Raw genomic sequence first — 26,938 nt, forward strand, 5'->3', positions numbered from 1 at the left:
TATTCATACATTAGACGGAACAACCAATTACTATAACATTTTATTAAACGCTATACTTTTATGTCTACAAACACTTATGACGCTATCGTCATTGGTTCAGGAATTTCTGGTGGCTGGGCCGCTAAAGAACTGACCGAGAAGGGCTTAAAAACCCTTATGTTGGAGCGCGGTAAAAATATCGAGCACATTAAAGATTATGTGAACGCTAACAAAGGCCCGTGGGAATTTGAACACAGGGGCGGCCGTACACAGAAAATGATCGAGGATTATCCCGTTTTAAAGCGCGATTATCCCTTAAATGAAGTCAATCTGGATTACTGGACCAATGAAAAAGAAAGTCCGTATACAGAAATTAAGCGTTTCGATTGGTTCCGTGGGTACCACGTAGGTGGCCGTTCATTGATGTGGGGCCGTCAATCATACCGCTGGCATGATACCGATTTTGAAGCTAATGCGAAAGACGGCATCGGTACCGATTGGCCTATCCGTTATAAGGACCTGCACGACTGGTATGGTTATGCAGAGCGCTTTGCAGGTATCTCAGGAAATAAGGATGGCGTACCTATCCTACCAGATGGCGATTTTATGCCGCCAATGGAAATGAATATCGTAGAAAAAGATGTTCAGAAACGTTATAAAGAATTTTATAAAGATACACGTCACTTTGTAATTGGCCGTACAGCCAACATCACTGTGCCGCATAACAACCGTACAAATTGCCAGTACCGTAACAAGTGTTGGTTAGGCTGTCCGTTTGGCGCATATTTCAGCACGCAATCGGCAACATTGCCTGCGGCTGTGGCAACAGGTAACTTAACCCTTCGCCCATGGTCTATCGTAACTAAGATCATTTACGATAAAAACACCAAAAAAGCCAAAGGAGTAGAAGTACTTGATGCCGAAACAAACAAAACGTATGAATTCTTCGCTAAGATAGTTTTCGTTAACGCATCGGCACTAAACAGCGCCTGGGTGTTAATGAATTCGGCTACCGATGTATGGGAAGGCGGCTTAGGCAGCAGTAGCGGCCAGCTTGGTCATAATGTGATGGACCACCACTTAGGTGTTGGTGCGGGTGGCCGTGTAGAAGGTTTTGAAGACAAGTACACCTTTGGCCGCAGGGCTAATGGTATATACATACCGCGTTACCGTAATTTAAATGGCGAAAAACGCGATTACATTCGTGGGTTTGGTTACCAGGGTGGCGGTAGCCGCAGCGGTTGGAGCCGTGATATTGCCGAACTAAACATCGGTGGTGATTTCAAAGACGCTTTAACAGAACCCGGATCGTGGAGCTTTGGTATGGGCGGTTTTGGCGAAACACTTCCTTACCATGAGAATAAAATAACACTCGATAAAACCAAGAAAGATAAATGGGGATTGCCGATACTGGCATTTGATGTAGAGTGTAAAGATAACGAGCGTAAGATGCGTATCGATATGATGAACGATGCAAAAGAAATGCTGGAAAACGCTGGTGTTAAGGATGTACAAACATATACATCAGACCCGGTATTAGGCCGTGGTATCCACGAAATGGGTACAGCACGCATGGGCCGCGATCCAAAATCATCTGTACTTAACGGCAACAACCAGGTTTGGGATGCCAAAAATGTGTTTGTTACAGATGGCGCGGCAATGACATCATCAGCTTGCCAAAACCCATCGCTTACCTACATGGCGCTTACTGCCCGTGCAGCTAACTTCGCGGTACAGGAACTTAAAAAAGGTAATATTTAACAGTATTGAAATTCGACTAACAATGACTGAAAAGAAAGAAACCACAACGAACGAAAGTTCAACCCCCTCGAGAAGGGATTTCCTTAAAACGGGTGCATTAGCAGCCGCAGGCTTTATGATAGTACCACGCTTTGTATTAGGCGGTACCGGTTATACAGCACCAAGCGATATGCTAAATGTTGCAGGTATAGGTGCCGGCGGTAAAGGCGAAAGTGATATCGCGAACTTTGCAAAAAGCGGTAAGGCTAACATTGCTTTCTTGTGTGACGTTGACGACCGTAGCGCAGCCAAATCAAGGGCCTCGTTTCCTAAAGCGAAGTACTATAAAGACTGGCGCGAGATGTATGATAAAGAGCACAAGCATTTTGATGCCGTATCCGTATCAACTCCCGATCATAATCATGCTATTATAGCTTACAATGCTATGGCGCAGGGCAAACACGTTTACGTGCAAAAGCCCTTGACGCATGATATTTGGGAAGCCCGTTTATTAACGGATGCTGCCAAAAAATTTAAAGTAGTTACACAAATGGGTAACCAGGGCGCATCAAATGATGGTACCCGTTTAATGGCCGAATGGTATGACGCAGGCCTTATTGGCGATGTAGATACTATTTACTGCTGGACAAACCGCCCGGTATGGCCGCAAGGCATCAAATGGCCTGATCCAAGCACCAATATCCCTAAAGAACTTGACTGGAACCTTTGGTTAGGTACAGCGCCTAAAAAGGATTACGTTGAAAAACTTGTTCCTTTCAACTGGCGCGGCTGGTGGGATTATGGAACCGGCGCCCTTGGTGATATGGGTTGCCACCTTGTTGAAGCACCTTTCCGTGTGTTAGGCCTTCAGTACGTTAAAGATGTACAGGCAAGTGTAGGTGGCGTTTATGTTGATTCGTTCAGAAAAGGAAGTTTCCCTGAAAGCTGCCCTCCGTCAAGCCACATCACATTAACATTCCCTAAAACCGCTAAAACAAAAGGCGATGTAACCCTGCACTGGATGGACGGTGGTATCCAACCCGAAAGACCTGAAGAACTTGGGCTTAACGAAAAATGGGGTGGCGAAGAAGGTAACGGTACGTTATTCATTGGTTCCAAAGGTAAAATGTACGCCAGTACTTACTCTGATGCGGCCACTTTGTTGCCGAAAGAGCGTACGGCAAGTGCAAATGCGCCGCAAAAATACAAACGTGTACCGGGTGGCGCTAACGGCCACTATGCGCAATGGGTAGAGGCTTGTTTGGCAGGTTATGGTAAAATGGAAGTAAGTTCTCCGTTTGAAGTTGCCGGCCCGCTTACCGAAGCATTACTGATGGCTAACTTAGCTGTTCGCGGTCACGATCTTAAGGGTGGGGCATTTAAATACAAATGGGATAACGATGCCATGAAGGTTACCAACTTTGATGATGTTAACCAGTTTGTTAAACGCCAATACCCGGCGGGTTTTGAGCTAAAAGCATAATCATTAAATCAAAATTCAATAATTAAAAAAATGAATAGAAGAGACGCAATAGGCAGAGTAGGTTTGATACTTGGAGGAACGGTTATAGGTGCCGAGTTCTTTATATCCGGCTGTAAATCTGGCAGCAAGGTTAATACCGATGACCTTTTTGCAAAAGAAACCACCGCATTTTTAAATGAGGTTGGTGAAACTATTTTACCTGAAACCAAAACCCCAGGTGCTAAAGCAGCAAACGTTGGTGGTTTTATGGCTGTAATGGTAAGGGATTGCTACACAGAGGCTGATCAGAAGATCTTCAAAAAAGGTTTATCTCAGTTGGATGAAGCAACCGACAAGAAGTTCAAAAAGACTTTTATGGAAGTTGATGCGAAGCAACGCGCCGAGGTATTAACTGCCCTTGATAAAGAAGCAAAAGAATACTCAAAAACTAAAAAACCTGAGGACGCTAACCACTACTTCACTATGATAAAACAATTAACCCTGCTGGGTTTCTTTACATCAGAAGTTGGTGCTACCAAAGCGTTACGTTACGTGGCGGTCCCGGGTAAATATGTAGGCGATTACCCTTACAAAAAAGGCGACAGAGCCTGGGCGCTTTCATAGCAAGTTATAAAATAAGCCTTTTCGCTCCTGCGGAAGGGCTTTTATTTTCATTCTAAATTTTATACTTTTAAAACCGCTCTGCCGCATATGGCAAGGCAGGCTTTTAACAGTTTATTTACATAATATGAGTAACAGAAAATTGCGCATGGGCATGATTGGCGGCGGCAAGGATGCCTTTATTGGCGCTATCCACCGTATTGCAGCCAACATGGACGGCCAAATTGAATTGGTATGCGGTGCCCTAAGCATGCATGCCGATGTAGCACAAGAAAGCGGTAACATGCTTTTTTTAGCGCCCGACAGAATTTATAATACTTACGATGATATGTTTAAAGCAGAAGCGCCAAAGCCGGCTGATGAACGTATGGACTTTGTAACCATTGTTACACCAAACTTTGCCCACTTTGCCCCGGCAATGCAGGCTTTAGAGAATGGCTTTAACGTGGTTGTAGAAAAACCCGTAACCTTTACTTTAGAAGAAGCCCAACAGCTAAAAGCTAAGGTTGAAGAAACCGGGCTGATGCTGTTGCTTACCCACACCTATGCGGGTTACCCAATGGTAAAAGAAGCAAAGCAACTTGTAAAAAGCGGCAAGCTTGGTAAAGTAAGAAAGATCTATGTTGAATATATCCAGGGTTGGTTAAGCCGCTTATCTGAACGTGAAGGAAATGCTGGCGCTGCTTGGCGTACAGACCCCAAAAAATCGGGTAAAAGCGGTTGCATGGGCGATATTGGCACACACGCCGCGCACCTTGCCGAATATATTTCTGGTTTGAAGATAACGGAGCTTAACGCTTCATTAAATATTGTGGTTAACGGCCGTATGCTGGATGATGACGGTGCCGTGCTTTTACGTTTTGAAGAAAACGCGACAGGTACACTAATTGCATCGCAGGTTGCAGCAGGGGAGGAGAACGCCCTTAAGATCCGTGTTTACGGGGAAGAGGGAAGTTTAGAGTGGGCACAAATGGAGCCTAACACACTAACCGTAAAATGGATAGACAGACCTGCCGAGACCTTAAGGGCAGGCAGCAATTATGCCGATAGGTTATCTACATACGCTACATCAAACTGCCGCACACCGGGCGGACACCCGGAAGGTTACCTGGAAGCTTTCGGTAACTTATACCGTAACTTCGCACTGGCGCTTAGTGCCAAAATTGAAGGCCGCGAACCTCAGCCCGAGTGGCTTGATTTCCCTTCTATCGATGATGGCATCCGCGGCATGGCATTTATAAATAACGTTGTTGCCTCAAACGCAAGCAACGAAAAATGGACAAAATATACTATCTAACAAATGACTACCATAAAAGGACCGGCCATATTTTTAGCCCAGTTTATTGGTGACGAAGCGCCGTTTAACGATCTGAAGTCGATTTGCCAATGGGCAGCGGGCTTGGGTTACAAAGGCGTACAGCTTCCAACTAATGATCTGCGTTTTATCGACCTGCAAAAAGCAGCCGATAGCAAAACCTACGCCGACGAAATAAAAGGTATTGTGAACGAGGCCGGTTTAGAAATTACTGAGCTATCCACACACCTTCAAGGACAACTGGTAGCAGTTAACCCTGCTTACGACAGCCTCTTCGACGCTTTTGCACCGGCACAGGTTAAAGGCAACCCTGCCGAAAGGCAAAAATGGGCGGTATCGCAGTTACATGCTGCCGCCAAAGCATCAAAAAATCTGGGTTTAGACGCACATGTTACTTTTAGCGGTGCGCTTATTTGGGGTATGGTTTATCCATGGCCGCAACGCCCTGCCGGTTTGGTTGACGCAGCATTTGATGAGCTTGCCAAACGCTGGGAGCCTATCCTGAACGTATTTGACGAGAACGGCATTGACCTTTGCTACGAGATCCACCCGGGCGAAGACTTACACGACGGCGTTAGCTACGAAAGATTTTTAAGTAAAGTTAACAACCATAAGCGCGCTAACTTGTTATATGATCCGTCGCACTTTGTATTACAGGCTATGGATTACCTGGAATATATTGATATTTACCACGAACGCATAAAAATGTTCCACGTAAAGGATGCCGAGTTTAACCCTACGGGCAGGCAAGGTGTTTACGGTGGCTATTCGGATTGGATAGACCGCGCAGGCCGTTTCCGCTCGTTGGGAGATGGGCAGGTGGATTTTAAAGGCATATTTAGCAAGCTAACCCAGCATGATTACAAAGGCTGGGCAGTGTTGGAATGGGAATGTGCATTAAAGAACTCGGAAGATGGTGCACGTGAAGGCGCGCAGTTCATCAAAGACCATATCATCAGGGTAACAGATCGTGCATTTGATGATTTTGCAGCATCGGGAAGTGATGATGCATTCAACAGATCACTAATTGGATTATAATAACATTAATATACAACGCTCTAAAACAACACTCATGAAAAAGATATTCGTAATATTAGGTATAAGTTTAACTGTTGCAGCCTGCGGTGGTAACGCAACACAAGGTGATAAAACCGACAGCGCAGCATCAAGCAATAACAATGCGGTAGCACAGCAAAGCAATGCGGCTAATGATACAGCAGCAAACAAAATTGGTACCGATAATAATAGCGGCACACCAGCCAATAAAGGCGAATCCCTGATGGCAAACAGCGACTGTAACACTTGCCACAACGCGCAAAGCAAAGTAATTGGCCCCGCGCTGGTTGATATCGCAAAAAAATACAAAGATAGTGACGTTGATATGCTTGCCGAAAAGGTAATAAAAGGTGGTAGCGGTAACTGGGGAACCGTTGGTATGACAGGCCACCCAGATTTGCCTATAGCAGATGCAAAAGAAATGGTTAAGTACATCTTAACCGTAAAATAAGTAAACCAACTTAACCAATTAATTTAAACCAATACCAATTATGACCGTAACAACACGCGTTAAGTTATCTACCATGATGTTCCTGGAGTTTTTTATCTGGGGTGCATGGTTTGTAACTTTAGGCCCCTTTTTAGGGAGTACACTACACGCTACCGGCGCACAAACCGGGGCAGTTTTTTCAACTCAATCATGGGGGGCTATCATTGCTCCGTTCATTATTGGTTTAATTGCCGATAGGTATTTTAACGCCGAACGTATCTTGGGTGTGTTACATATTATTGGTGCGGTTTTAATGTACCAGATGTATAAAGCGGCAGATATCGCTGTGTTTTATCCCTATGTGTTAGGCTACATGGTTATTTATATGCCAACACTGGCACTTGTAAATTCGGTTTCGTTTAACCAGATGGGCGATCCAGAAAAGGAATTTTCATCTATTCGTATCTTCGGTACAATGGGTTGGATCATTGCCGGTTTAGCCATTAGCTATCTGTTCCATTGGGATTCACCAGATGGTATCAGCGCCGGTTTACTGCAAAAAACATTTTTAATGGCGGGTATTGCTTCGCTGATATTGGGCTTGTTTAGCTTTACATTGCCTGCAACACCGCCAAAGGCGGCTACAGGTAAAGTAACGATATCAACCTTGCTTGGTTTAGACGCTCTAAAACTTTTAAAGGATAAAAACTTTGCGGTATTTTTTATCGCATCTATATTGATCTGTATCCCACTTGCTTTTTACTACCAGAATGCAAGCGCGTTCTTAACGGATATTAAAGTTGATAATCCAACCGGTAAAATGACCATCGGCCAAATCTCTGAAGTGTTATTCCTGCTTTGTTTGCCTATTTTCTTTAAGAAATTCGGCTTCAAGTGGACTATCCTCGTAGGTATGCTGGCATGGGCTGTACGTTACGTGTTGTTCGCTTACGGTAACGCCGGCGAATTAAGTTTTATGCTGATCATTGGTATCGCGCTTCACGGCGTATGTTACGATTTCTTTTTCGTATCAGGGCAAATCTATACCGATTCAAAAGCAGGCCCGCAGTACAAAAGCGCTGCACAGGGTATGATAACGCTGGCAACTTACGGTATCGGTATGCTTATCGGTTTTTATATTGCGGGTTTAATATCCGATAGCTACAATTCACCAGCCGGCCACGATTGGAAAATGATCTGGTTGATACCTGCAGGTATTGCAGCTGTAGTATTCCTGTTATTCATCACTTTCTTTAAAGATGAAAAAACAATAGCGGCAGTAGATTCAGCCAAAGGGCGTTTAGAAGTATAACCATGGCTAATACAAACAGAAGATCGGCTATAAAGAGTTTGCTTGCAGGGTCTGCGGCAATTGGCGCATCGGGCATGCTGTCGTCTTTTAAGTCGGAACAAAAAGAAGCCATGGCTGATAAATTAAAAGGGAATATTAACCATGCGGTTTGCCGCTGGTGCTACGGCGATATATCTGTAGAGCAGCTTTGCGCTGCCGCAAAAGACATCGGTATAAAAGGCATTGACCTGGTTGGCCCTGAGGATTGGCCTACACTTAAAAAGCACGGCCTGTTCTCCTCTATGTGTAACGGTGCCGAAATTAACCTTACGGATGGTTTTGGCGATACGCAATTCCACGCGCAGTTGCACAAGCAATATACAGCCATGATCCCCAAGGTTGCGGCAGCGGGTTATAAAAACCTGATCTGCTTTAGTGGCAGCCGTCGCGGTAAAACTGACGAGGATGGATGGAAGAACTGTGTGGAGGGTTTAAAACCAATGGTGAAACTTGCCGAGCAGCACAACGTTGTTTTGGTTATGGAACTGTTGAATAGCAAAATTGATCATAAAGATTACCAGTGCGACCATACCGCCTGGGGGGCCGAACTTTGCAAGCGGTTAGGATCGGAAAACTTTAAGCTGCTTTACGATATCTACCATATGCAGATAGATGAAGGCGACGTTATCCGTAACATCCGCGAGCATCACCAGTACATTGCGCATTATCATACAGGTGGCGTGCCGGGCCGTAACGAAATTGATGAGACCCAGGAACTTTTTTACCCAGCCATTATGCGCGCGGTATTAGAGGTTGGGCATAAAGGTTTTGTAGCGCAGGAGTTTATACCGAAGCAAAAAGATAAACTGGCATCGTTACGCAAAGCGGTACATATTTGCGATGTTTAAACCATAAGGCTCTTACCGGGTCTATTAATGATACATCAACCAATTTAAAATATAATGACAAGTAGAAGAACATTTTTAGCACAGGCGGGCTTAGCGTCGGCAGGTATGGTGCTTGCACCATCTTTGTTATCTGCAAAAAGCCTAAACGGCGTTGGTATACAACTATACAGCCTGCGCGATCAGTTACCAAAAGATCCTAAAGGCGTAATTGCCAAAATTGCTAAAGCAGGGTATAAAGAAGTAGAAACCTTTGGTTACTCATCTGAAAACGGCTTTTGGGGATTTAGCGCAAGAGAATTTAGCGCCGTATTAAAAGCCAACGGGTTGAAAACCCCAAGCGGCCACTACGGTATGGACGAGTTTTTTGGCACCGGAAAAATGGATATTTTTAACAGCTACATAAAAGCTGCTCACGCTACCGGCCAAACTTATATCGTGATTCCTTCTTTAAACCACGACTTTATTAAAACAGCTGCCGATTTTAACTCGATAGCAGACAAGATGAACAAAGCTGCTGCCGTTTGCAAAAAAGAAGGTTTAAAATTAGGTTACCACAACCATAATTTTGAGTGGGAAAAGGTAGAAGGCACAACTTTTTACGATACCATTCTTGCTAAAACAGACCCATCATTAGTAGCAATGGAAATGGATATTTACTGGGTAGTACGTGCCGGTCACGATCCGATATCCATCTTTAAGAAACACCCGGGCCGTTTTGCCATGGTACACGTTAAGGATATGGATAAAACCAACCCTGAACTGAACACTGAAATAGGATCTGGCAGTATTGATTTCAAAACCATATTGGCTAAAGCGAAACTTGCAGGTATTAAACACTATCTGGTAGAGCAGGAAAATTTTACCGATATAGATCCTTATGTAAGTATCGCCAAAAGCAGTGCTTATTTAAAACATAAACTGTACATATAAGCCAATCATCAAACCATAACACATTATGAAGTATAAAGTAATATTGACCGCGTTGCTAACAGGCACAGCCTATATGGCAAACGCGCAAAACAAGCCGGAAGATACCGAAAAATGGGAGCCGGTGCCTAAAGTGGTAACCGCAGGTAAGGTAACAACAGAGGCCCCATCAGACGCTGTTGTGTTATTTGATGGCAAAAACGGCCTTAACGAATGGAAAGATGTTGCCAGCGGCGGCGATGCCAAATGGGATGTTAAAGGTGATGTATTAACCGTAAACAAACAATCTGGCAATATCGAAACTAAGAAATCATTTGGCAATTACCAGTTACATATCGAGTGGAAAGTACCTGCAAGCATTGCCGGTACAGGCCAGGCACGTGGTAACAGCGGCGTTTTCTTAGCCTCGATAGGTAAAGGCGACGATGGGTACGAACTGCAGGTTTTAGATTCGTACAACAATAAAACTTACGTTAATGGTATGGCTGGTAGCATATACAAGCAATTTATACCATTGGCAAACCCAACCAAGCCACCGGGCGTTTGGAACACTTACGATGTGATCTGGACCGCTCCAACATTTGATGGCGATAAAGTTAAGACACCTGCACGTGTAACCGTTTTATTTAACGGAGTGTTGGTAGAAAATAATATCGAACTTTTAGGCCCAACCCAATACATTGGCACACCTGGTTACAGAAAAGCACACGGCCCTTCGCCTATTAAGTTACAGGCGCACGGCGACAAAAGCGAACCGCTTAGCTTCCGTAATATCTGGGTAAGGGAATTATAAGTAGCCCTCCAAAAATATATATAAATGCCCACCCTGAAAACGGTGGGCATTCTTGTTTTGCGGCCAATTTGTTTTTTTTAAAATCTTGAACTTATTACAACCTACCTCGTATAAGCAATTATAAACCAATATACCCAATAATTTACTATTTATTACAGCCGGTATTTAATGTACAAGCATTTTATATTTTTTATCCTGATGTTTTGCGCAATCAGCAGCTTTGGCCAAAACCAAAACCTGAAGTTTGAGCATATTGGCACGGGCGAGGGCTTATCGCAAATAAACGTAGCTGCGATTATACAAGATAGCCGCGGGTTTATGTGGATAGGCACCCGAGATGGCCTTAACCGCTACGATGGCTATACATTTACCACTTACAGGCACGATGAGCAAGACCCCGGTTCGCTTAGCAGCAGCATGGTAGCCGATGTGGTAGAGGATAAGGAAGGTAACATTTGGGTGGCAACTATCATTGGCCTAAACAAGCTGGAACGTAAAACAGGGCGCATCATCAAATATAAGCACGATGATAAAAATACCAATACCATATCCAATAACATCCTCCACAAACTTGCGGTTGATGAAAAAGGCAACATTTGGATAGCGGGCCAAGGAGGGGTAGATTACCTGGACACCCACACCAATAAAATAAAGCATTATAATCACGATTATAACAAGCCGGGTAGCCTTACCGATAATGATGTGAGCTACGTTTACATGGATACTGCTAAGGATATTTGGATAGGTACGTTTTCGGACGGGTTGCAGGTTTTTGATAAACGCACCAATACCTTTAAAAGCTTTATGAATAATTTGCAGGATGCCAAAAGCATCTCCGGCAACCAAATCAGTTGTATTTTTGAGGATGCAAAACACCGCCTTTGGATAGGTACACAAAACGCAGGACTTAATGTACTTAACGGCCAAACAAAAACTTTTACCAGGTATCAATACGATCCTAAAAAAAACGGGCTTGCCAGCAACACTATTTATTGTTTAAGTGCCGATGATAACGGTAATATTTGGATTGGCAGCGACAATGGTGGCCTATGTATTTTAAACCCTGAAACAGGTATTGTCAACAATTATAAGCACGATGATATTGACAAAAGCAGCATAAATGGCAATACCCTTTACAGCATTTGTAAAGATAGGATGGGCAATATGTGGCTGGGCGCATACAGCGGCGGTATCAACATCTTTAAACGCAATACGGCTAGTTTTTCTCATTATAGGCACAGCTCGTTAAGCAATAGCTTGTCGAACGATTTTGTGTTGGCGTTGTACCAGGATAAAGACAAAAACCTGTGGGTGGGCACCGACGGTGGGGGATTAAACAAATTCAACAGTAATGAAGGGAATATCACTCATTATACTCAAAGCAAAACGGGTAAAAATAGTATTGCAGGAAACTATGTGCTCACCGTTAACCAGGATCACGATGGCGATTTGTGGATAGGCACATGGGGCGATGGATTAAGCATATTTAACTCAAAAACTAATATTTTTACTAATCTTAAAAATAACCCCGCCAACCCCAACGGCTTACCGGGCAATAATATTTACGCGCTCATACATTCTAAAGACCGTACCACCTGGATAGGGACTTATAACAACGGCCTGAGCCATTACGATAAAAAGACCAAAGTATTCACCAATTATAAGTTCGATAGTAACGACCCGCGCAGCCTTAGCAGCGATAAGGTTTACTCCCTGCTCGAGGACAGGAATGGCAACCTTTGGGTGGGCACTTTTGACGGGGGGCTTAACCTGTTGGACAGGGCTGCGAATAAATTTATCCGCTACCAATACAGCGCCAAAAAGAACAGCATCAGTAATGATAATGTCCCCGATATGTTCGAGGACAGTAAGGGGAATATCTGGCTCAGTACCTTCTCGGGACTGAATTTGTTTAATCCGGTCACCAAACACTTTACCGTTTTTAATAAAAAAGATGGCTTGCCAAGCGATATTATCTATGCAGCGCGCGAGGATGACAGTGGCAAAATTTGGGTAAGTACAAATACCGGCCTATCTATGTTTGATCCGGTTAAGCGAACATTTAAGAATTATAATGTTGAGGATGGCTTGCAGGATAATGAGTTTAAATCGCACTCCGCATTTAAGGGGCAGGATAACAGGCTTTACTTTGGCGGGATAAACGGTTTTAACGCTTTTACACCCGGTCAGATCTTAAAACCGCAAGGTTTTTCACCGGTGGTTATTACCGCCTTAAGGCTATTTAACAAAATAGTTGCCCCGGCCAAAAGTGCTGAAGACCCATCGCCCCTTAAACAGGATGTTGCCGATACAAAAAGCATTACGCTCAATCATACGCAATCAATTGTGTCGCTTGAGTTTGCCGCGTTAGATTATTCAGCAGTTGATAAAAAACGATATGCTTACATCTTAGAAGGATTTGATAAAGAATGGAATTACGTGGGCTCGCGTAACACGGCAACGTACACTAATTTACCTGCGGGCACCTATACTTTTAAACTGAAGTATCAGAATACTGCAGGCGCATGGTCGCCGGTTACCACTGGTTTAGAAATCATTACCATCCCGCCGTTTTGGCTAACCTGGTGGTTTAAAACGCTGGTGTTAATGTTGCTGGCGGTGCTTATTTATACCATTTTTATTTTACGGGTAAGGGCTATAAAATTACAAAAGGCGGTACTGGAAAAACAAGTGGCAGACCGCACCGAGCGCCTTGCCGAAATGAGTAATGACGAGCGTGTTTTACGCGAAGATGCCGAGAAGGCTCGCGAAGAAGCCGAAAAAGCTAATAAAGCAAAGAGTATTTTCCTGGCTACCATGAGCCACGAAATTCGCACCCCGATGAATGGGGTGATGGGTATGGCTGCGCTGTTGTCAAATACGCCGTTAAACAGCGAGCAGCAGGAGTATACTGAAACCATTAAAACCTGCGGCGACGCGTTGCTTAATGTGATAAATGACATCCTCGATTTCTCTAAGATAGAATCGGGCAATATGGAATTGGATGAGCAGGATTTTGATCTGCGCGATTGCATCGAAGCCGTGCTTGACGTATTTGCCGAAAAAGCCGCCCGCTCTAATCTCGATTTGGTTTACCAGGTAGAGCACAATGTGCCGTCACAAATCATGGCCGATGCTTTTCGGTTAAGGCAGGTGCTTATCAACATAGTGGGTAATGCCCTTAAATTTACTGCCAAAGGGGAAGTATTTATTTGCGTAAAATTAAAAGGAGATGCGGATGGTAAGTTCGACTTACTGTTCGAGATCCGTGATACGGGCATTGGTATTCCGCCTGATAAGATCAACAGGCTGTTCAAGGCATTTTCTCAGGTAGACTCAAGTACTACGCGTAAATACGGTGGCACCGGCCTGGGCCTTGCTATCAGCGAAAAACTGGTGAACCTGATGGGCGGCGATATTGATGTGAAAAGTAAAGTGGGGCAGGGAACAACCTTCTCATTCAATATACTGGCTAAGGTTGGCATCAAAGCGCAACGCAATTATGTGCACTTGAATGTAGCCGAGATCCAAAACAAAAAGATTTTAGTTGTTGATGATAATAAGACGAACCGCGATATATTGGAAGAACTATTAAAGCAATGGGGCTTTATTCCTGTAATGGCTGCATCCGGAATGGAGGCTTTGGAGGAATTGGATAAGAATAAAGTTATCGATCTGGTCATATCAGACATGAATATGCCGGGGTTAGACGGCGTAGAACTTGCGGGTAAGATCCGCGAAGAAAACCAGATGCCAATAATCCTGTTAACTTCTATGGGCAATGAGCAGAGCCGTAAAAATAAGCACTTGTTTAACGTAGCACTAACAAAACCTACCAAGCACCAGGCGCTTTACAAACATATTATAGAGCAGCTAAAGATAAACAGCGAGGTGGTTGTTGCCGAACAGGTTGTAAAAACGCCATTCTCCGAAGATTTCGCCAAACAACACCCGCTAAATATCTTAATTGCCGAAGACAACGCCGTAAACCAAAAGCTGGCCAGATATATTTTGATAAAGATGGGATATAAACCCGATCTGGTGGAGAATGGCCACGATGCTATCAACGCCCTGGAAAGTAAAAAGTACGATATGGTGCTGATGGATGTGCAAATGCCGGAAATGGACGGGTTAGAAGCTACCCGCTTTATCCGCCAGAATCTGCAGCATCAACCAACCATTATAGCCATGACGGCTAATGCTTTAATAGAAGACAAGCAAGATTGCCTAGATGCCGGCATGAACGGTTATCTTAGCAAACCGCTGAAACTGCAGGAGCTAATGGATGTTCTCGCTGACTACAACCCTAAATAACAAAGTATCAGCCTAAAGGTGTAAATGCGTTATTTTTGAATAAATTAGCCATCTTAAATATCACCCTTATGCTGTTCTATATAAACGTTTCCCGATGTGCGGGACTAATATTACTTTTGATAGTATCATCTACGATATTAAAAGCTCAATCTGCCCCCACAGGTAATTACTACGAGATTAAAGTTTACCATTTTAAAACCCCGGCGCAAGAAGATGTATTGGATAGCTACCTTAAAAGTGCTTACCTGCCCATGCTGCACAAAAAAGGATTTACAAATGTTGGCGTACTTAAGCCGGTAGAAACTGATACTGCTGACAGGAAAATTTATGTTTTTATACCTTTTAAGAATTGGGGATCGCTTGAAAAGCACAATGTATCTGCAGAAGAGCCAAACGCTTTTGCAGCTAACAATCAGGAATATACTAACGCCGCATATAACAAAGCACCATACAGCCGCATAGAAACGATTATCTTAACCGCGTTTACAACCCGGCCGCGCCCTTTAGCGATAACGTTATCCGGCGATCGCACCAAGCGTGTTTATGAATTGCGCAGTTACGAAAGCCCCACCGAAGCTTTAAACCTTAATAAGGTACGTATGTTCAACAGCGGCGAAACCGACCTGTTCGACCGTTTAGGGTTTAATCCTGTATTTTATGGCAATGTTATTGCAGGCAGTAAAATGCCAAACCTGATGTACCTCACCACTTTTAATGATAAAGCGGACAGGGATAAACATTGGGACGCTTTTGGTAAGGATGCACAATGGAAGGGCCTTTCGTCGCGTAAAGAGTTCCAAAATAACGTATCCAAGGCAGAAATCACATTTTTGTACCCAACAGATTACTCGGATTTTTAAATTTAACCATGGCGCTTGAAAAACGGGATTTTGACGCAATTGTAATAGGCTCGGGTCCCAATGGGTTGGCTGCTGCAATCCTCATGCAGCAAAAAGGCCTTAAAGTTTTACTGCTCGAAGGTAAAAGCGAAATAGGCGGCGGCCTGCGTACCGCTGAATTAACACTACCCGGCTTCAAGCACGATATCTGCTCAGCCATACATCCGCTGGCAGCAGCTTCGCCATTTTTTAAAACATTACCACTGGCCAATCATGGGTTGAACTATGTTTACCCGGAAATTAACGCGGCTCACCCATTAGAGCACGCCAAACCGGCCGTACTCTGTCGGAGTATCGATACTACTGCACAGCATTTGGGCGACGATGAAAAGGCCTATCGCAAGCTTATGGGATTGGTCACCAAAAATTGGCCCTTGATAGATGCCGACGTATTAGGCCCTTTACATTTCCCAAAGCACCCATTCGCATTAGCAAGTTTTGGGCTTGATGCACTGAAACCGGCCACTATGTTAGCTAACCAGTTTAAAACCAAACAGGCTAAGGCCTTAATAGCCGGAATGGCAGCGCATTCAATGCAACCCATCACTAACCTGGCAACTTCCGCAATTGCGATGGTATTGATGGCAACAGGGCACTTAGGGGGCTGGCCTATTCCTATAGGCGGCTCTAACAGTATAGCCAATGCGCTGGCATCTTACTTCAAATTGCTAGGTGGTACCATCCAAACAGATACTTACATCAGATCTTTAGATCAGTTGCCATCCGCGCATGCCTTATTGTTTGACATCACTCCAAAGCAATTGTTAGAGATAGCCGGGCATAAATTCTCATCTATTTACAAATGGCAGCTTGAACGTTACCGTTATGGTATGGGTGTTTACAAGATAGACTGGGCGCTTAGCGAACAAGTTCCTTTCGAGGCCGAAGCTTGCCGCAAAACCGGAACAGTGCACTTGGGCAATACTCTAAACGAGATCCGCGATGCCGAGCAGCAAACCTGGACCGGTAAGCACCCCGATAAACCATTTGTACTACTTGCGCAACAAAGCCTTTACGACAATACCCGCGCGCCAAAAGGCAAGCATACCGCCTGGGCATATTGCCATGTGCCTAACGGCTCCACCAAAAACATGACGGAAATAATCGAAAATCAAATTGAGCGTTATGCGCCAGGTTTTAAAGATGTGATACTTGCCAAACACACCATGGATACCGCGCAGATAGAAGAGTATAATCCCAATTATATAGGCGGCGATATTAACGGTGGGGTGATAGATCTTGGTCAGTTATTTACCCGCCCGGCATTGCGATATTCGCCTTACAAAACATCACATAAGGGGATGTATATCTGCTCATCATCAACCCCGCCCGGTGGTGGTGTGCATGGCATGTGTGGACATTATGCCGCTAAAAAAGCTTTAAAGGATGTTTTTAATATATCGGTAGATAAACTAAATTAATCGGAAAAGCCTAAGGTATTCACACTCAAATATTATTTCATTACTTTGCCGTATAAAATACAGCTGCTTTGAAAGTATTACACGGCGTACATCCCCAGGATTTTAAAACCTATCAAACCCAACAAATAAGAGACCGGTTTTTAATGGATAAGTTGGTAAAGCCTAACCAAATTAACCTGGTTTACACACATTACGACAGGATGATCATTGGCTTGGCTAATCCGTTAAGCGAAAGCATTACTTTGTCAAATTACCCGAACCTGTGTGCCGACTATTTTTTACAGCGCCGTGAAATAGGCATCATTAACGTTGCCGGCGATGGCGAAATTACTGCCGATGGTAAAACCTACAAAGTTAACAAACTCGATTGCCTGTACCTTAGCCGGGGTGTAAAGCAGGTGAACTTTTCAAGTAATAACCCGGCTAACCCTGCTGTGTTTTATATTCTATCAGCACCGGCGCATGCATCCCACCCAACAGCACTATTATCGCATGCGGATGCTGTTAAAGTTACTTTGGGCAGTACGGCAACATCAAACCTGCGTACTATTAATAAATATATCCATTTGGAGGGTATTCAAAGTTGCCAGCTGGTGATGGGCCTTACCATTTTGCACGACGGCAGTGTTTGGAACACCATGCCCGCCCACGTGCACGACAGGCGGATGGAGGCCTATTTCTATTTTGACCTGCCGGAAGGGCAACGAATTTTCCATTACATGGGGGAGGGGGAAGAAACACGCCACGTGGTGATGGATAATTACGATGCCATTGTTTCGCCGCCATGGAGCATCCACTCGGGTAGTGGCACGGCGAGCTATAGTTTTATATGGGGCATGGCCGGCGAAAATCTGGATTATACCGATATGGAACCCGTAGCGATAACAGATCTTAAATAACGACAGGGATACAATAAATAAATATGGGTAAAGGACGTTTAGAAGCATTTAGCGATGGGGTAATCGCGATCATTATCACTATTATGGTGCTGGAACTTAAAGTGCCGCACGATGCCAGCTGGGAGGCCCTGCGCCATCTCGGCCCGATATTTCTGAGCTATGTGTTGAGTTTTGTTTACGTGGGTATTTATTGGAATAACCACCATCACTTACTGCACGCGGCAAAGTCTGTTAACGGGCCTATTTTATGGGCTAACCTGTTCCTGCTATTCTGGTTGTCCGTGGTGCCATTTGTAACTGCATGGATGGGAGAGAACCATTTTGCGCAGGTGCCGGTTATTTGTTATGGAGTAGTGCTCATTATGAGTTCGATATCCTATGGCATTTTAGTGAATCTACTCGTTAAGCATCATGGCGAGAATTCTGTTTTAGCCTATGCCGTAGGTAATGATACCAAAGGGAAGGTCTCTACCGGGATCTATGCCGCTGCTATCGCAGTGTCATTCATCCACTCGTGGATTGCTTTTTTGATGTATTTTGTTGTTGCGCTGATCTGGTTGGTACCCGATAAACGGATAGAACGAAAATTGAACGACGATAACGCCGCTCATCACATTAACTAAGCTCTTTCATCAACTTATCAAATGCTTCTTTCAATTCGGCCAGTTCGGTTTCTACCTTGCTTAGGCGTTCTTCCAGTTCGGATGTGTTTGCACGGCGGCTCGGTTCATCTTGCGTGTCGTCTTCTGTAATTGTCCCGCCTAACAGATGACGGTAGCGCATTTCTTTTTGGCCGGGGCGTTTGGGTAATTGTATTACAAATGGGGTTTCGCCGGTAGCCAGTTTCTCCAGCATCGCTTGTACTTCGTCCAGGTCCTCAAACTCATACAACCTGCCCGAGTTAGTGTTGATCTCGCCCGGGGTTTGTGGCCCGCGCAGTATCAGCAAACAAATCACCGCAACTTCTGATGGTACAACCGGAAACACTATGCCAAAATTGTGTTTGTACTTGGTAGCCCTGCTGCTGCCACCTGTTGCGGTACTTATCAATCCTTTTCGTTTTAGGGTATCCAGCGCAAGCATTACTGTGTTCTCGTCATAATCAACAACCGGGCGGCGTGCTGTTTTTTGGTTGCAGGCAGCGGTAAGGCCATTAAGCGTCATGGGGTAATAATCGGGTGTGGTTTTGCTTTTTTCCATTAGCGAGCCAAGCACACGTAATTCGGTATCGATTAAAACGGGTAAAGTTTGTGGAGTCTCCATGCACAAATATAACATTGGTTTTTGTTGACGGAATTTTTTGTTTCGTTGCATATCTTGAAACTTATAAAAAGATATATTTACACAGGTTATGACAATTCAACAAAAACTCATCAACACTATAAAACACCAGGCTGAAGTGTTTCTTTTAGATGCAGGTGAATTTTATCCGTTTGGAACATACATTGATAAAGAAGATTGCGTAGTACCCGTTGGCGTCGGTTCAGAAATTGATACGCCTGCGTCACAAGAGTTGATTGAAGTTCTCGAAAATCACTTCAGGTCAGAGATAGCAAATAATTATAAATTAGCTGCATTAATAGTTGATGTGCGTGTAACCGAAAACGGACAAAAAGTTGATGGTTTACAGATAAGGTTGTTTGAACATGGGAACGAAGTGTCGGAAACTATTCTAAAATATATAGTTAACGAAACGCACGTTGAATTCAGTGGTTGATAATTATCTTAGCCCTAATATGACGGTTAGTATTTTGGGTTGCGGATGGTACGGCTTGGCACTTGCCAAAGCGCTTGTTGTACGTGGTACACGCGTTAAGGGTTCTACCACCTCGCCAGAGAAATTACATGTTTTAAAAGAAGCGGGTATTGAACCCTATCTTATCGATCTGTCAGCCGATCAACTTAAATATGACCCCGGTTTTTTTGCCTGCGATGTATTGATAATTGCCATCCCGCCAAAAGCCCGCTCGGGCGCAGGGGCGGAGTATGTGCCCAAGTTGAAAAACGTTATCAATGTTGTTGAGAAGCACGGAATAAATAAAATAAATAAGATCATCCTCATCAGCTCCACCGGTGTTTATGCCGACCAAAACCTGGAACTAAATGAGCTAAGCGACCCCAAACCGAACACGCCATCGGGACTGATACTATTTGAGGCCGAAGAACTTTTTAGGCAACAAGCCGCTTTTAAAACTACCATCATCCGCTTTGGTGGGTTAATTGGGCCAGGCCGCGAACCGGGCAGGTTCTTCGCAGGGAAGAAAGAAATCCCCAATGGTTTAGCACCTGTAAATATGATCCATCAAAAGGATTGCGTTGGCTTTACACTTACTGTGATCGATAAAGATGCCTTTGGGTACACGCTTAACGCCTGCACACCACACCATCCTCCCAAACTTGAATTTTATACCCAAGCTGCCGCAAGGGCAGGATTGGATGCGCCGGAGTTTTTGCCCGAACTAAAGGAGTGGAAAATTATATCAAGCATAAATAACAACAAGTATTTAGGTTACGAATACCATATCAAAAACTGGTACGACTGGCTTAAATAGGCTGTATGGCAATAAAATAATTTATTATTTTAGCAGTACCATGTCGCAATACGTTATTCCCCTAAAATACCGCAGGATGGAAAACCTGCACATCGTTTTCTGGCTTTTTAAAGATATTGGCTGGTGCCTTTTGTGGAAACCGCTGGGCTTGGTAATGATAATCCCGACGTTGTTTATTTCGATAATGATAGCCTACCGCACCCGCGATATGGTATCCGAACTTTGCCACAACCTGGCTATCACTTTTTGGATCAGCGCAAATTCGTACTGGATGATAAGTGAGTTTATGGGTTTCGACGGGCACCGCGTTTATGGAACAATAACGTATAAACAGCTCGCCATAATCCCATTTATGCTTGGCGTATTTTGCCTGGTTTATTATTATGGCTACTGGCAGCCTAAGCATCCGAACGAGGTAGAAACGTTGTAGTTTAAAATTCAGCCTAAACGATGTTCCACGGGTTACTTTTCAAATAAGCGATCTTATGTTGAAACATCTCGGCCATTTTGCCGGCGCGCCATTTTGCTTCGGTTGCTTTATCGCCTGTAAAAAGTTCGTCCACGGTTTGGGTGAAAAAGGCCAGCCATTGCGTAAAATGCTCCGGCCCAACAGGCAACTGGGCATGCGGCGGAAACGGCCTGCCGTTGTAAGTATATTCCTCCAATAAAACGGTTTGCCAAAAGCGGTACATTTTCTCGAGGTGGATGGGCCAATTGTCCTTTATCCGCTCATTAAATATCGGCCCTAATAACCCGTCAGACTGGATGCGATTGTAGAAGGTATCAACAAGGAGTTTAATATCATCAAGGGTTAATATTAGGCTATTGGGCATAGTGTAAAGGTAAGTATTAAGTCATCGAAGTCCGCAGTCCGAAGGTCCGAAGAAAGTCAAATCCCCTTGTCATGCTGAACGTAGTGAAGTATCTATTCGCCACCATGCATTCACGTCATGCAAAGTTCAATAATAGATCCTTCGCTATCGCTCAGGATGACAAATTATTTGATAGTAAACGTATAACTCCCCGCACCCACATGGTAAATACCGTTAACCGGCTTGCCAGCTAACGATGCCTTTTTACCACCGCTAAGGGGAAAAGTAATATCTGCTGATGTATTAGCCGGTACTGTAACGGAATATTCCACGGCGTCGCCGGTGCGTTTCCACGAGGAAATAACTTTGCCGTATGGGCTTTCATGCTCTGCAGTAAACTGTTCTAAACCTGTTACAAAATTTGGCTGTAGGACCAAATTTTTAAAACCGGGTTGTTTTTCATCTGGCTTAATACCTGCAATGCCGCTGTACAACCATGCACCTATATTGCCAAACATAATGTGGTTTAGGGATATATCGTTCTTGGCATCAATGTTCCAATTCTCGTAGAGGGTGGTTGCTCCATTCACCATCCACCAACCCCATGACGGATAGGTTTCCTGCGATGCGATTTTGTAGGCAACATCCGGGTAGCCGTTATCACTTAAAGCACCTAAAATAGCTTTGCCGCCCAAGATCCCCACATCCAGGTGGAAGTTATCTGCTTTAACACGCGCTGCTAAACGCGCTGCAATTTTACCTTTGTAGGCATCGGGTACCATGCCCCAGTAAAGCGGTACAGCAAGTTCTGTTTGCAGGCCTTTGTTGTAATTACCGGTTTGTTCATTAAGGTATTTGTCGTTAAAGGCCTTCTTTATTTTATTGGCTAACGCGGTGTATTTCTGCTGATCGGCCTTGTTGCCCAATATCCCCGCGACTTTAGCCGCGATTGTAACATCCGCAAAGTAGTAAGCTGTTGACGTAACCTCGACAGGTGATACCGATTTTACAGGCACCCAATCGCCAAGTCCCCAGGTGGTAAGGCCGGTAGGGTATAGGTCATTAATGTGGTTTACATATCGGGTAATATTTTCATAGTTATCTTTCAGCACTTTGGTATCGCCATAAAACATATAAATATCCCATGGGATAAGGGCGATGGTACTGGTCCAATCCGGCCCGTTGCCCCATTCGTAACCCCAGCCGGCAGTAGGGATTATAGATGGCAGCGTACCGTTTGGCTGCTGCTCGTCGCGGTGGTCTGCCATCCATTTTTCATAAACGGTAATGCCGTCAAAGTTGTACAGGCCAGTTTCGGCTGCTATATGCGCATCACCCGTCCAGCCGTTCTTTTCGCGTTGCGGGCAGTCGGTAGGGTAGCCAAAAAGGTTGCTCAGGTACGAATTATTCGTTGCCGACCAGATCTGATTAATGGTTGGATTTGATGAATTTACCTTGCCTATTGGCGGCACATCGCTGTGCATAAAATACCCGGTAAGGCTTTTTGTGCTCAGTTCTATAGGCTCGCTGCTGGTAACCTCTACATACTGGAAGCCCTTATAATTAAACTTAGGCATAAAGGTTTCTTCGCCTTTGCCACTTAGCGTAAAAATATCAACCTGGAACGGGTCTTTATCATCAGTAGGGCGGTAGTGCAGGTCGATATTAGATAAGTCTACGTGACCATTTTTATAAAGTCTTTCACCATGTTTAAGGCGAATCACCGTACCTTCTTTACCTTTTACGGTGAATTTAGTAACGCCGGAGATATTCCTGCCCAGGTCAAAAACGATTGCACCATCATCCATCTTGGTCATCGTTTTTGTAGGGATCTCATCCACATTACGGATGGGGTGCAGGGCCTGCGCGGTTACATTTTGTGATGGCACAGGGCGGGCAAAAGCCGGTTTCCATTTGGTATCATCAAAATTGATGGTATTCCAGCCGGGTTGGTCAAGGCGGGCATCGTAATGCTCGGCAGTATAGATGCTGTTTAAAGTAATCGGGCTAAAGCTTGTTTTCCATTGCTCGCTCGAGCGTACGGTTTCAAATGTGCCATCCTCATAAGTAATTCTCAAATCCAAACAAAAAGTTGGGCGGTTGCGCCACGATGCTTTGTCGAAATCCCAAACAGCGGTGCTTTGGTGGTTGTACCAACCATTGCCGAGCAATACGCCGATGGCATTTTTCCCGGCTATAATGTTTTTTGTAACGTCGTAAGTTACGTATAAGGTACGCCTGTCAAAACGGGTGTACATCGGGTCTAAACGGTGGGTTCCAATTTTTTTGCCATTGATGTAAAGTTCATACAAACCCGCAACAGCAATATAAGCCCTTGCCGATTTTACCTTTTTACCCGTACCAAACGTAGTGCGAAAGTAAGGGGCGGGTTTTACATTTACGCCCTGCTCGTCGCTTATCCAGGTGCCTTTCCAATTGGTCATTTTTAGCATGCCCATTTCAAAGCTGCTTACTGCCGATGATGCAGCCTTTACGCCATCTTTATCCCATACATCAACCTTCCAGTAATACTTTTTGAAGGGTTGCAACACTTTGCCGTTATAGGTAGCTAATATATTTGATGAAGTTGTTTTGGCAGATGCCCAGTCGCCGCCTTTACCACGACTAACTTCTGCCGAATCCATCCCCACAAAAACCTGGTAAGCGGTTTGTTTTGCGCCCTGGCGGCTATCTGCCAACATCCAGGTTAAACGGGGGTGTATGTTATCTAAACCAATTGGGTTAACCAGATATTCTGCACGTAGGTTAATAGCTTTTGCAGGCGTAGCGGCTTTTGTAGTAAAAGAAAGGGATAAAAAAGTACCAATCAGTATGTTCTGAAATAGGCGCATAGTATCGAAGATGTTGTTAATTGGTTATTTATAATCTGGTAAGATAAAATGTTTTTGATAGAAAACTGTTACCCGCTGTCTTTATAAAACAGCAAAGCCTTCCGTGCTGGCAGGGAAGGCTTTGTGTATCAATCTGTTTTTAGAGTTTCTTTATTTCGACGTTTTTAAACCATACATCTGCGCCATGGTCTTGCAGGGCTATGTGGCCTTTTTTATAAGTGCCAAAGCCCGGCCACTCTTTAAATTTGCTGCCGGCTATCAATTTGTTCCATTTGGTATCCCACATACTGGTTTGCAGCACCACTTCGTGGTTAATCAATATGGTAAGTTTGCCTTTGTTGGCTATCACCTCGGTTTTGTTCCAGCTGCCTGCCTTGTTTACTATCTCTTTATCTATCGACATCATATCGTACAGGTCGCCTGCGCGGTGTTTAATAAGTTTGCCATCCTCGTTTTCTAAATTATCCGCAATTTGCGTTTCGGGGCCGGTTTGCCATGGGTATTTGTATTTGGAGGTGTCCTCGTGCACATAAAACATAATACCGCTGTTACCCGCGCGGCTTATCTTCCATTCCACCTTCAAATCAAAATTTTCGTATTCGTCATTAGTGACAATATCGCCGCCACCCGCGCTTTGCCATTCGGCTTTTTTAGAAGCATTAAGGTGCAGCTCGCCATCTTTCAATTTCCAGGATGAACCAACAGCGCCTTTGCCATAAGTATGCCAGCCCGCCATTGTAGTATCGGCCAAAAGATCTATCCATTCGCCGGGTTTTTCTGTTGATGCAGTTGTACTGTCCTGGTAGTTTGCGGCCCTTTTGCCTTTGCAGCCGCTAATCGCTATAGCGGCCAATAATATAAAGCTCAGTTTTCTCATTGATAATTTTTACAGGTTACCTTTTTTTATCTCGTTAACAGCAAACGTGGCCGCCCTTGCAGTAAGTGCCATGTAAAGTATAGATGGGCTTTGGTTACCGGTACTGGTCATACAGGCGCCATCGGTTACAAATACATTTTTGCAGGCATGCAGCTGGTTGTTTGCGTTTAGTAATGAACTTTTTGGGTCTTTACCCATGCGCACACCGCCCATTTCATGGATATCTAACCCCGGCGACTGCTTATTGTTGTATTTGCTGATATTTTTTACACCCGCTTTCTCCAGCATTTCGGCAGTTGTATTCAAAAAATCTTCGGTCATGAGGTCATCGTTGGGGTGATACTCAACTGATGTTACCAGCAATGGAATGCCCCACTGATCTTTTTCATTTTCGCTGAGGCGTACGTGGTTGCTCTCTACAGGCACAGTTTCGCCCTGCAGGTAGGCAAATACATGCCAGCCCCCCGGTTCGCAAAGATCGTCTTTATATTGTGCGCCAACCTGTCCCTGTTCGCTATCGTTGGGGTGCTGGTCGCGGTAGGCATTCATGAAGGTAGTGTAACCGCCAAAATAATTGGTATCGCGCTTATGCAGGTTGCGGTAATTCACCAGGATAAGATCCGTTGGGTTGCGGCCGAAATAGTACTTATCAAGGTGGCCATCCAACGTTCCCGAAACTGAGGCGCGGTAATTATGGAAAGCGATGTATTTACCCAGCATCCCGCTATCGTTACCCAAACCGTTAGGGAACCTTTTTGATTTTGAGTTGAGCAGGATAAGGTTGGTATTTAACGCCGAGGCATTTATGAAGATCACCTTTGCGTGGTATTCGATAACTTCTTTAGTGTTGGCATCTATGACGCGCACGCCGGTTGCCTTGCCTAACTGCTCATCATAAATAACAGAGTGCACAACCGAGTGCGGGCGGATTGTAAGGTTGCCAGTTTTTTGCGCCCAGGGCAGTGTAGAACTCACCGAACTGAAATACCCGCCAAACGGGCATCCGCGCATACACATATTACGCGCCTGGCATTTGCCGCGGCCTTGATCAAGGTGAACCTGTTGCGGGTCGGTTAGGTGGGCCCAGCGGGCATGTACCAGATGGCGGTCGGTATAGTTATCTTTTAACGATTGCTTAATGTGTTGCAGTGGTACGTTCATCTCAAACGGGTTCTGGAACTCGCCATCAGGCATAGCCTCCAATCCGTCTTTGCTGCCGCAGATGCCTATAAATTTTTCTACATGCGAGTACCACGGGGCAACATCGTTATAACCGATGGGCCAGCCGATGCCGTAGCCAAAACGCTCGGGCGCGGTAAATTCAAACTCGCTCCAACGCTGGGTGGCGCGCCCCCAGGTAAGCGATTTTCCGCCAACCTGATACCCGCGGATCCAATCAAACGGTTTTTCCTGCACGTAAGGGTGGTCGGCATCTTTCACAAAAAAGTGTTCGCAGTCGTCGCCATAGCCGGCTGCTTTGGTAATTAGCGGATTTTCTTTGTTGTGTTTTAAACTCATACGGCCGCGGTAAGGAAACTCCCATGGCGGGGTAGTGGCTGTAGGATAATCTTTTAAATGTTTTACATCGCGGCCACGTTCTAAAACGAGGGTTTTTAATCCCTGCTCGCAAAGTTCTTTGGCTGCCCAGCCGCCGCTAATACCCGACCCTATTACGATTGCATCAAAAGTATTGGTTGCCGTTGCACCCAAACCTTTATCCGTAGAATTTGCTGACATGAAAGTTTATAATTTTGGTATCCTAAAGATGCAATAATTTATCTGGAAAAGGA

The 26,938-nt window shown here is 44.6% G+C and carries 23 protein-coding genes; 18 read left to right on the forward strand and 5 right to left on the reverse strand.

Translation table 11 applies throughout. The features are described 5' to 3' along the window. Positions 1-60: 60 nt before the first annotated feature. The 15 genes from ACVW0P_RS06555 (at position 61) to ACVW0P_RS06625 (ending at position 18,678) form a co-directional block, all read left to right on the forward strand. Positions 61-1,740, forward strand: coding sequence for a GMC oxidoreductase (locus ACVW0P_RS06555; RefSeq protein ID WP_457131360.1), 1,680 nt, complete (start codon positions 61-63; stop codon positions 1,738-1,740). 22 nt (positions 1,741-1,762) lie between these two features. After that, positions 1,763-3,202 carry a Gfo/Idh/MocA family protein gene (locus ACVW0P_RS06560; RefSeq protein WP_457131361.1) on the forward strand — a complete coding sequence of 480 codons (1,440 nt, stop codon included), beginning with the start codon at positions 1,763-1,765 and terminating at the stop codon, positions 3,200-3,202. Positions 3,203-3,232: 30 nt separating this feature from the next. Further along, complete coding sequence (locus ACVW0P_RS06565) at positions 3,233-3,805, forward strand: gluconate 2-dehydrogenase subunit 3 family protein (RefSeq protein WP_354429745.1); 573 nt, start codon at positions 3,233-3,235, stop codon at positions 3,803-3,805. Positions 3,806-3,929: 124 nt separating this feature from the next. Beyond that, complete coding sequence (locus tag ACVW0P_RS06570; RefSeq protein ID WP_457131362.1) at positions 3,930-5,099, forward strand: Gfo/Idh/MocA family protein; 1,170 nt, start codon at positions 3,930-3,932, stop codon at positions 5,097-5,099. A gap of 3 nt (positions 5,100-5,102) precedes the next feature. Beyond that, a complete protein-coding gene (locus tag ACVW0P_RS06575; RefSeq protein ID WP_457131363.1) occupies positions 5,103-6,155 on the forward strand; it encodes a sugar phosphate isomerase/epimerase family protein in 1,053 nt (350 codons plus the stop codon). Positions 6,156-6,189: 34 nt separating this feature from the next. Continuing rightward, the gene (locus tag ACVW0P_RS06580; protein ID WP_457131364.1) at positions 6,190-6,624 is read left to right on the forward strand and encodes a c-type cytochrome; all 435 of its coding nucleotides are present in this window, start codon (positions 6,190-6,192) and stop codon (positions 6,622-6,624) included. A 40-nt stretch (positions 6,625-6,664) separates the two neighbouring features. Beyond that, on the forward strand, positions 6,665-7,915 hold the full coding sequence (locus ACVW0P_RS06585) for a nucleoside permease (RefSeq protein ID WP_457131365.1): 1,251 nt from the start codon (positions 6,665-6,667) through the stop codon (positions 7,913-7,915). Between the two features lie 2 nt (positions 7,916-7,917). Beyond that, positions 7,918-8,802 (forward strand): hydroxypyruvate isomerase family protein, encoded by an 885-nt coding sequence (locus tag ACVW0P_RS06590; RefSeq protein WP_457131366.1) that lies wholly within the window; start codon positions 7,918-7,920, stop codon positions 8,800-8,802. A 54-nt stretch (positions 8,803-8,856) separates the two neighbouring features. After that, the gene (locus tag ACVW0P_RS06595; RefSeq protein ID WP_457131367.1) at positions 8,857-9,732 is read left to right on the forward strand and encodes a sugar phosphate isomerase/epimerase family protein; all 876 of its coding nucleotides are present in this window, start codon (positions 8,857-8,859) and stop codon (positions 9,730-9,732) included. 25 nt (positions 9,733-9,757) lie between these two features. Continuing rightward, a complete protein-coding gene (locus ACVW0P_RS06600) occupies positions 9,758-10,522 on the forward strand; it encodes a 3-keto-disaccharide hydrolase (protein WP_457131368.1) in 765 nt (254 codons plus the stop codon). A 168-nt stretch (positions 10,523-10,690) separates the two neighbouring features. Next, the gene (locus tag ACVW0P_RS06605) at positions 10,691-14,836 is read left to right on the forward strand and encodes a two-component regulator propeller domain-containing protein (RefSeq protein ID WP_457131369.1); all 4,146 of its coding nucleotides are present in this window, start codon (positions 10,691-10,693) and stop codon (positions 14,834-14,836) included. A gap of 116 nt (positions 14,837-14,952) precedes the next feature. After that, the gene (locus ACVW0P_RS06610; protein WP_457131370.1) at positions 14,953-15,696 is read left to right on the forward strand and encodes an NIPSNAP family protein; all 744 of its coding nucleotides are present in this window, start codon (positions 14,953-14,955) and stop codon (positions 15,694-15,696) included. A gap of 8 nt (positions 15,697-15,704) precedes the next feature. Next, positions 15,705-17,156: a phytoene desaturase family protein gene (locus ACVW0P_RS06615; protein WP_457131371.1), complete on the forward strand. Its 1,452-nt coding sequence runs from the start codon at positions 15,705-15,707 to the stop codon at positions 17,154-17,156. 68 nt (positions 17,157-17,224) lie between these two features. Further along, on the forward strand, positions 17,225-18,055 hold the full coding sequence (gene kduI, locus ACVW0P_RS06620) for a 5-dehydro-4-deoxy-D-glucuronate isomerase (protein ID WP_457131372.1): 831 nt from the start codon (positions 17,225-17,227) through the stop codon (positions 18,053-18,055). A gap of 23 nt (positions 18,056-18,078) precedes the next feature. Next, positions 18,079-18,678 (forward strand): TMEM175 family protein, encoded by a 600-nt coding sequence (locus ACVW0P_RS06625; RefSeq protein ID WP_457131373.1) that lies wholly within the window; start codon positions 18,079-18,081, stop codon positions 18,676-18,678. Here ACVW0P_RS06625 and ACVW0P_RS06630 read toward each other — a convergent pair. Beyond that, entirely contained in the window at positions 18,671-19,318 is a 648-nt protein-coding gene (locus tag ACVW0P_RS06630; RefSeq protein ID WP_457131374.1) for a YceH family protein, read from the reverse strand. The genes ACVW0P_RS06625 and ACVW0P_RS06630 overlap by 8 nt on opposite strands. A gap of 88 nt (positions 19,319-19,406) precedes the next feature. On the opposite strand from ACVW0P_RS06630, the gene ACVW0P_RS06635 reads away from it, so the two are divergent. Genes ACVW0P_RS06635 through ACVW0P_RS06645 form a run of 3 tightly spaced genes read left to right on the forward strand, consistent with a single transcriptional unit; the run spans position 19,407 to position 21,037 of the window. After that, a complete protein-coding gene (locus ACVW0P_RS06635) occupies positions 19,407-19,772 on the forward strand; it encodes a hypothetical protein (protein WP_457131375.1) in 366 nt (121 codons plus the stop codon). Between the two features lie 19 nt (positions 19,773-19,791). Beyond that, on the forward strand, positions 19,792-20,607 hold the full coding sequence (locus tag ACVW0P_RS06640) for an SDR family oxidoreductase (protein WP_457131376.1): 816 nt from the start codon (positions 19,792-19,794) through the stop codon (positions 20,605-20,607). A gap of 40 nt (positions 20,608-20,647) precedes the next feature. Next, positions 20,648-21,037, forward strand: coding sequence for a hypothetical protein (locus ACVW0P_RS06645; protein WP_354429771.1), 390 nt, complete (start codon positions 20,648-20,650; stop codon positions 21,035-21,037). Positions 21,038-21,050: 13 nt separating this feature from the next. Here the strand turns inward: ACVW0P_RS06645 and ACVW0P_RS06650 are convergent, their stop codons facing one another. From ACVW0P_RS06650 to ACVW0P_RS06665, 4 genes are all read right to left on the reverse strand, one after another. After that, on the reverse strand, positions 21,051-21,440 hold the full coding sequence (locus tag ACVW0P_RS06650) for a group III truncated hemoglobin (protein WP_457131377.1): 390 nt from the start codon (positions 21,438-21,440) through the stop codon (positions 21,051-21,053). Positions 21,441-21,604: 164 nt separating this feature from the next. Further along, positions 21,605-24,271, reverse strand: a complete 2,667-nt coding sequence (locus ACVW0P_RS06655; RefSeq protein ID WP_457131378.1) for a family 78 glycoside hydrolase catalytic domain — start codon at positions 24,269-24,271, stop codon at positions 21,605-21,607. Positions 24,272-24,410: 139 nt separating this feature from the next. Further along, entirely contained in the window at positions 24,411-25,148 is a 738-nt protein-coding gene (locus ACVW0P_RS06660; protein ID WP_457131379.1) for a 3-keto-disaccharide hydrolase, read from the reverse strand. A 9-nt stretch (positions 25,149-25,157) separates the two neighbouring features. Further along, positions 25,158-26,885, reverse strand: coding sequence for a GMC oxidoreductase (locus ACVW0P_RS06665; RefSeq protein ID WP_457131380.1), 1,728 nt, complete (start codon positions 26,883-26,885; stop codon positions 25,158-25,160). Positions 26,886-26,938 lie beyond the last annotated feature (53 nt).

It is taken from the genome of Mucilaginibacter sp. UYNi724 (assembly GCF_054057495.1).

Bases quoted from the DNA above. Each gene is read 5' to 3' on its own strand.
- ACVW0P_RS06570 (WP_457131362.1), top strand. From the start codon at position 3,930: ATGAGTAACAGAAAATTGCGCATGGGCATGATTGGCGGCGGCAAGGAT.
- ACVW0P_RS06655 (WP_457131378.1), bottom strand. From the start codon at position 24,271: ATGCGCCTATTTCAGAACATACTGATTGGTACTTTTTTATCCCTTTCT.
- ACVW0P_RS06665 (WP_457131380.1), bottom strand. From the start codon at position 26,885: ATGTCAGCAAATTCTACGGATAAAGGTTTGGGTGCAACGGCAACCAAT.
- ACVW0P_RS06660 (WP_457131379.1), bottom strand. From the start codon at position 25,148: ATGAGAAAACTGAGCTTTATATTATTGGCCGCTATAGCGATTAGCGGC.
- ACVW0P_RS06590 (WP_457131366.1), top strand. From the start codon at position 7,918: ATGGCTAATACAAACAGAAGATCGGCTATAAAGAGTTTGCTTGCAGGG.
- ACVW0P_RS06595 (WP_457131367.1), top strand. From the start codon at position 8,857: ATGACAAGTAGAAGAACATTTTTAGCACAGGCGGGCTTAGCGTCGGCA.
- ACVW0P_RS06565 (WP_354429745.1), top strand. From the start codon at position 3,233: ATGAATAGAAGAGACGCAATAGGCAGAGTAGGTTTGATACTTGGAGGA.
- ACVW0P_RS06650 (WP_457131377.1), bottom strand. From the start codon at position 21,440: ATGCCCAATAGCCTAATATTAACCCTTGATGATATTAAACTCCTTGTT.
- ACVW0P_RS06560 (WP_457131361.1), top strand. From the start codon at position 1,763: ATGACTGAAAAGAAAGAAACCACAACGAACGAAAGTTCAACCCCCTCG.
- ACVW0P_RS06645 (WP_354429771.1), top strand. From the start codon at position 20,648: ATGTCGCAATACGTTATTCCCCTAAAATACCGCAGGATGGAAAACCTG.
- ACVW0P_RS06600 (WP_457131368.1), top strand. From the start codon at position 9,758: ATGAAGTATAAAGTAATATTGACCGCGTTGCTAACAGGCACAGCCTAT.
- ACVW0P_RS06640 (WP_457131376.1), top strand. From the start codon at position 19,792: ATGACGGTTAGTATTTTGGGTTGCGGATGGTACGGCTTGGCACTTGCC.
- ACVW0P_RS06575 (WP_457131363.1), top strand. From the start codon at position 5,103: ATGACTACCATAAAAGGACCGGCCATATTTTTAGCCCAGTTTATTGGT.
- ACVW0P_RS06580 (WP_457131364.1), top strand. From the start codon at position 6,190: ATGAAAAAGATATTCGTAATATTAGGTATAAGTTTAACTGTTGCAGCC.
- ACVW0P_RS06615 (WP_457131371.1), top strand. From the start codon at position 15,705: ATGGCGCTTGAAAAACGGGATTTTGACGCAATTGTAATAGGCTCGGGT.
- ACVW0P_RS06585 (WP_457131365.1), top strand. From the start codon at position 6,665: ATGACCGTAACAACACGCGTTAAGTTATCTACCATGATGTTCCTGGAG.
- ACVW0P_RS06635 (WP_457131375.1), top strand. From the start codon at position 19,407: ATGACAATTCAACAAAAACTCATCAACACTATAAAACACCAGGCTGAA.
- ACVW0P_RS06555 (WP_457131360.1), top strand. From the start codon at position 61: ATGTCTACAAACACTTATGACGCTATCGTCATTGGTTCAGGAATTTCT.
- ACVW0P_RS06630 (WP_457131374.1), bottom strand. From the start codon at position 19,318: ATGGAGACTCCACAAACTTTACCCGTTTTAATCGATACCGAATTACGT.
- ACVW0P_RS06605 (WP_457131369.1), top strand. From the start codon at position 10,691: ATGTACAAGCATTTTATATTTTTTATCCTGATGTTTTGCGCAATCAGC.
- ACVW0P_RS06625 (WP_457131373.1), top strand. From the start codon at position 18,079: ATGGGTAAAGGACGTTTAGAAGCATTTAGCGATGGGGTAATCGCGATC.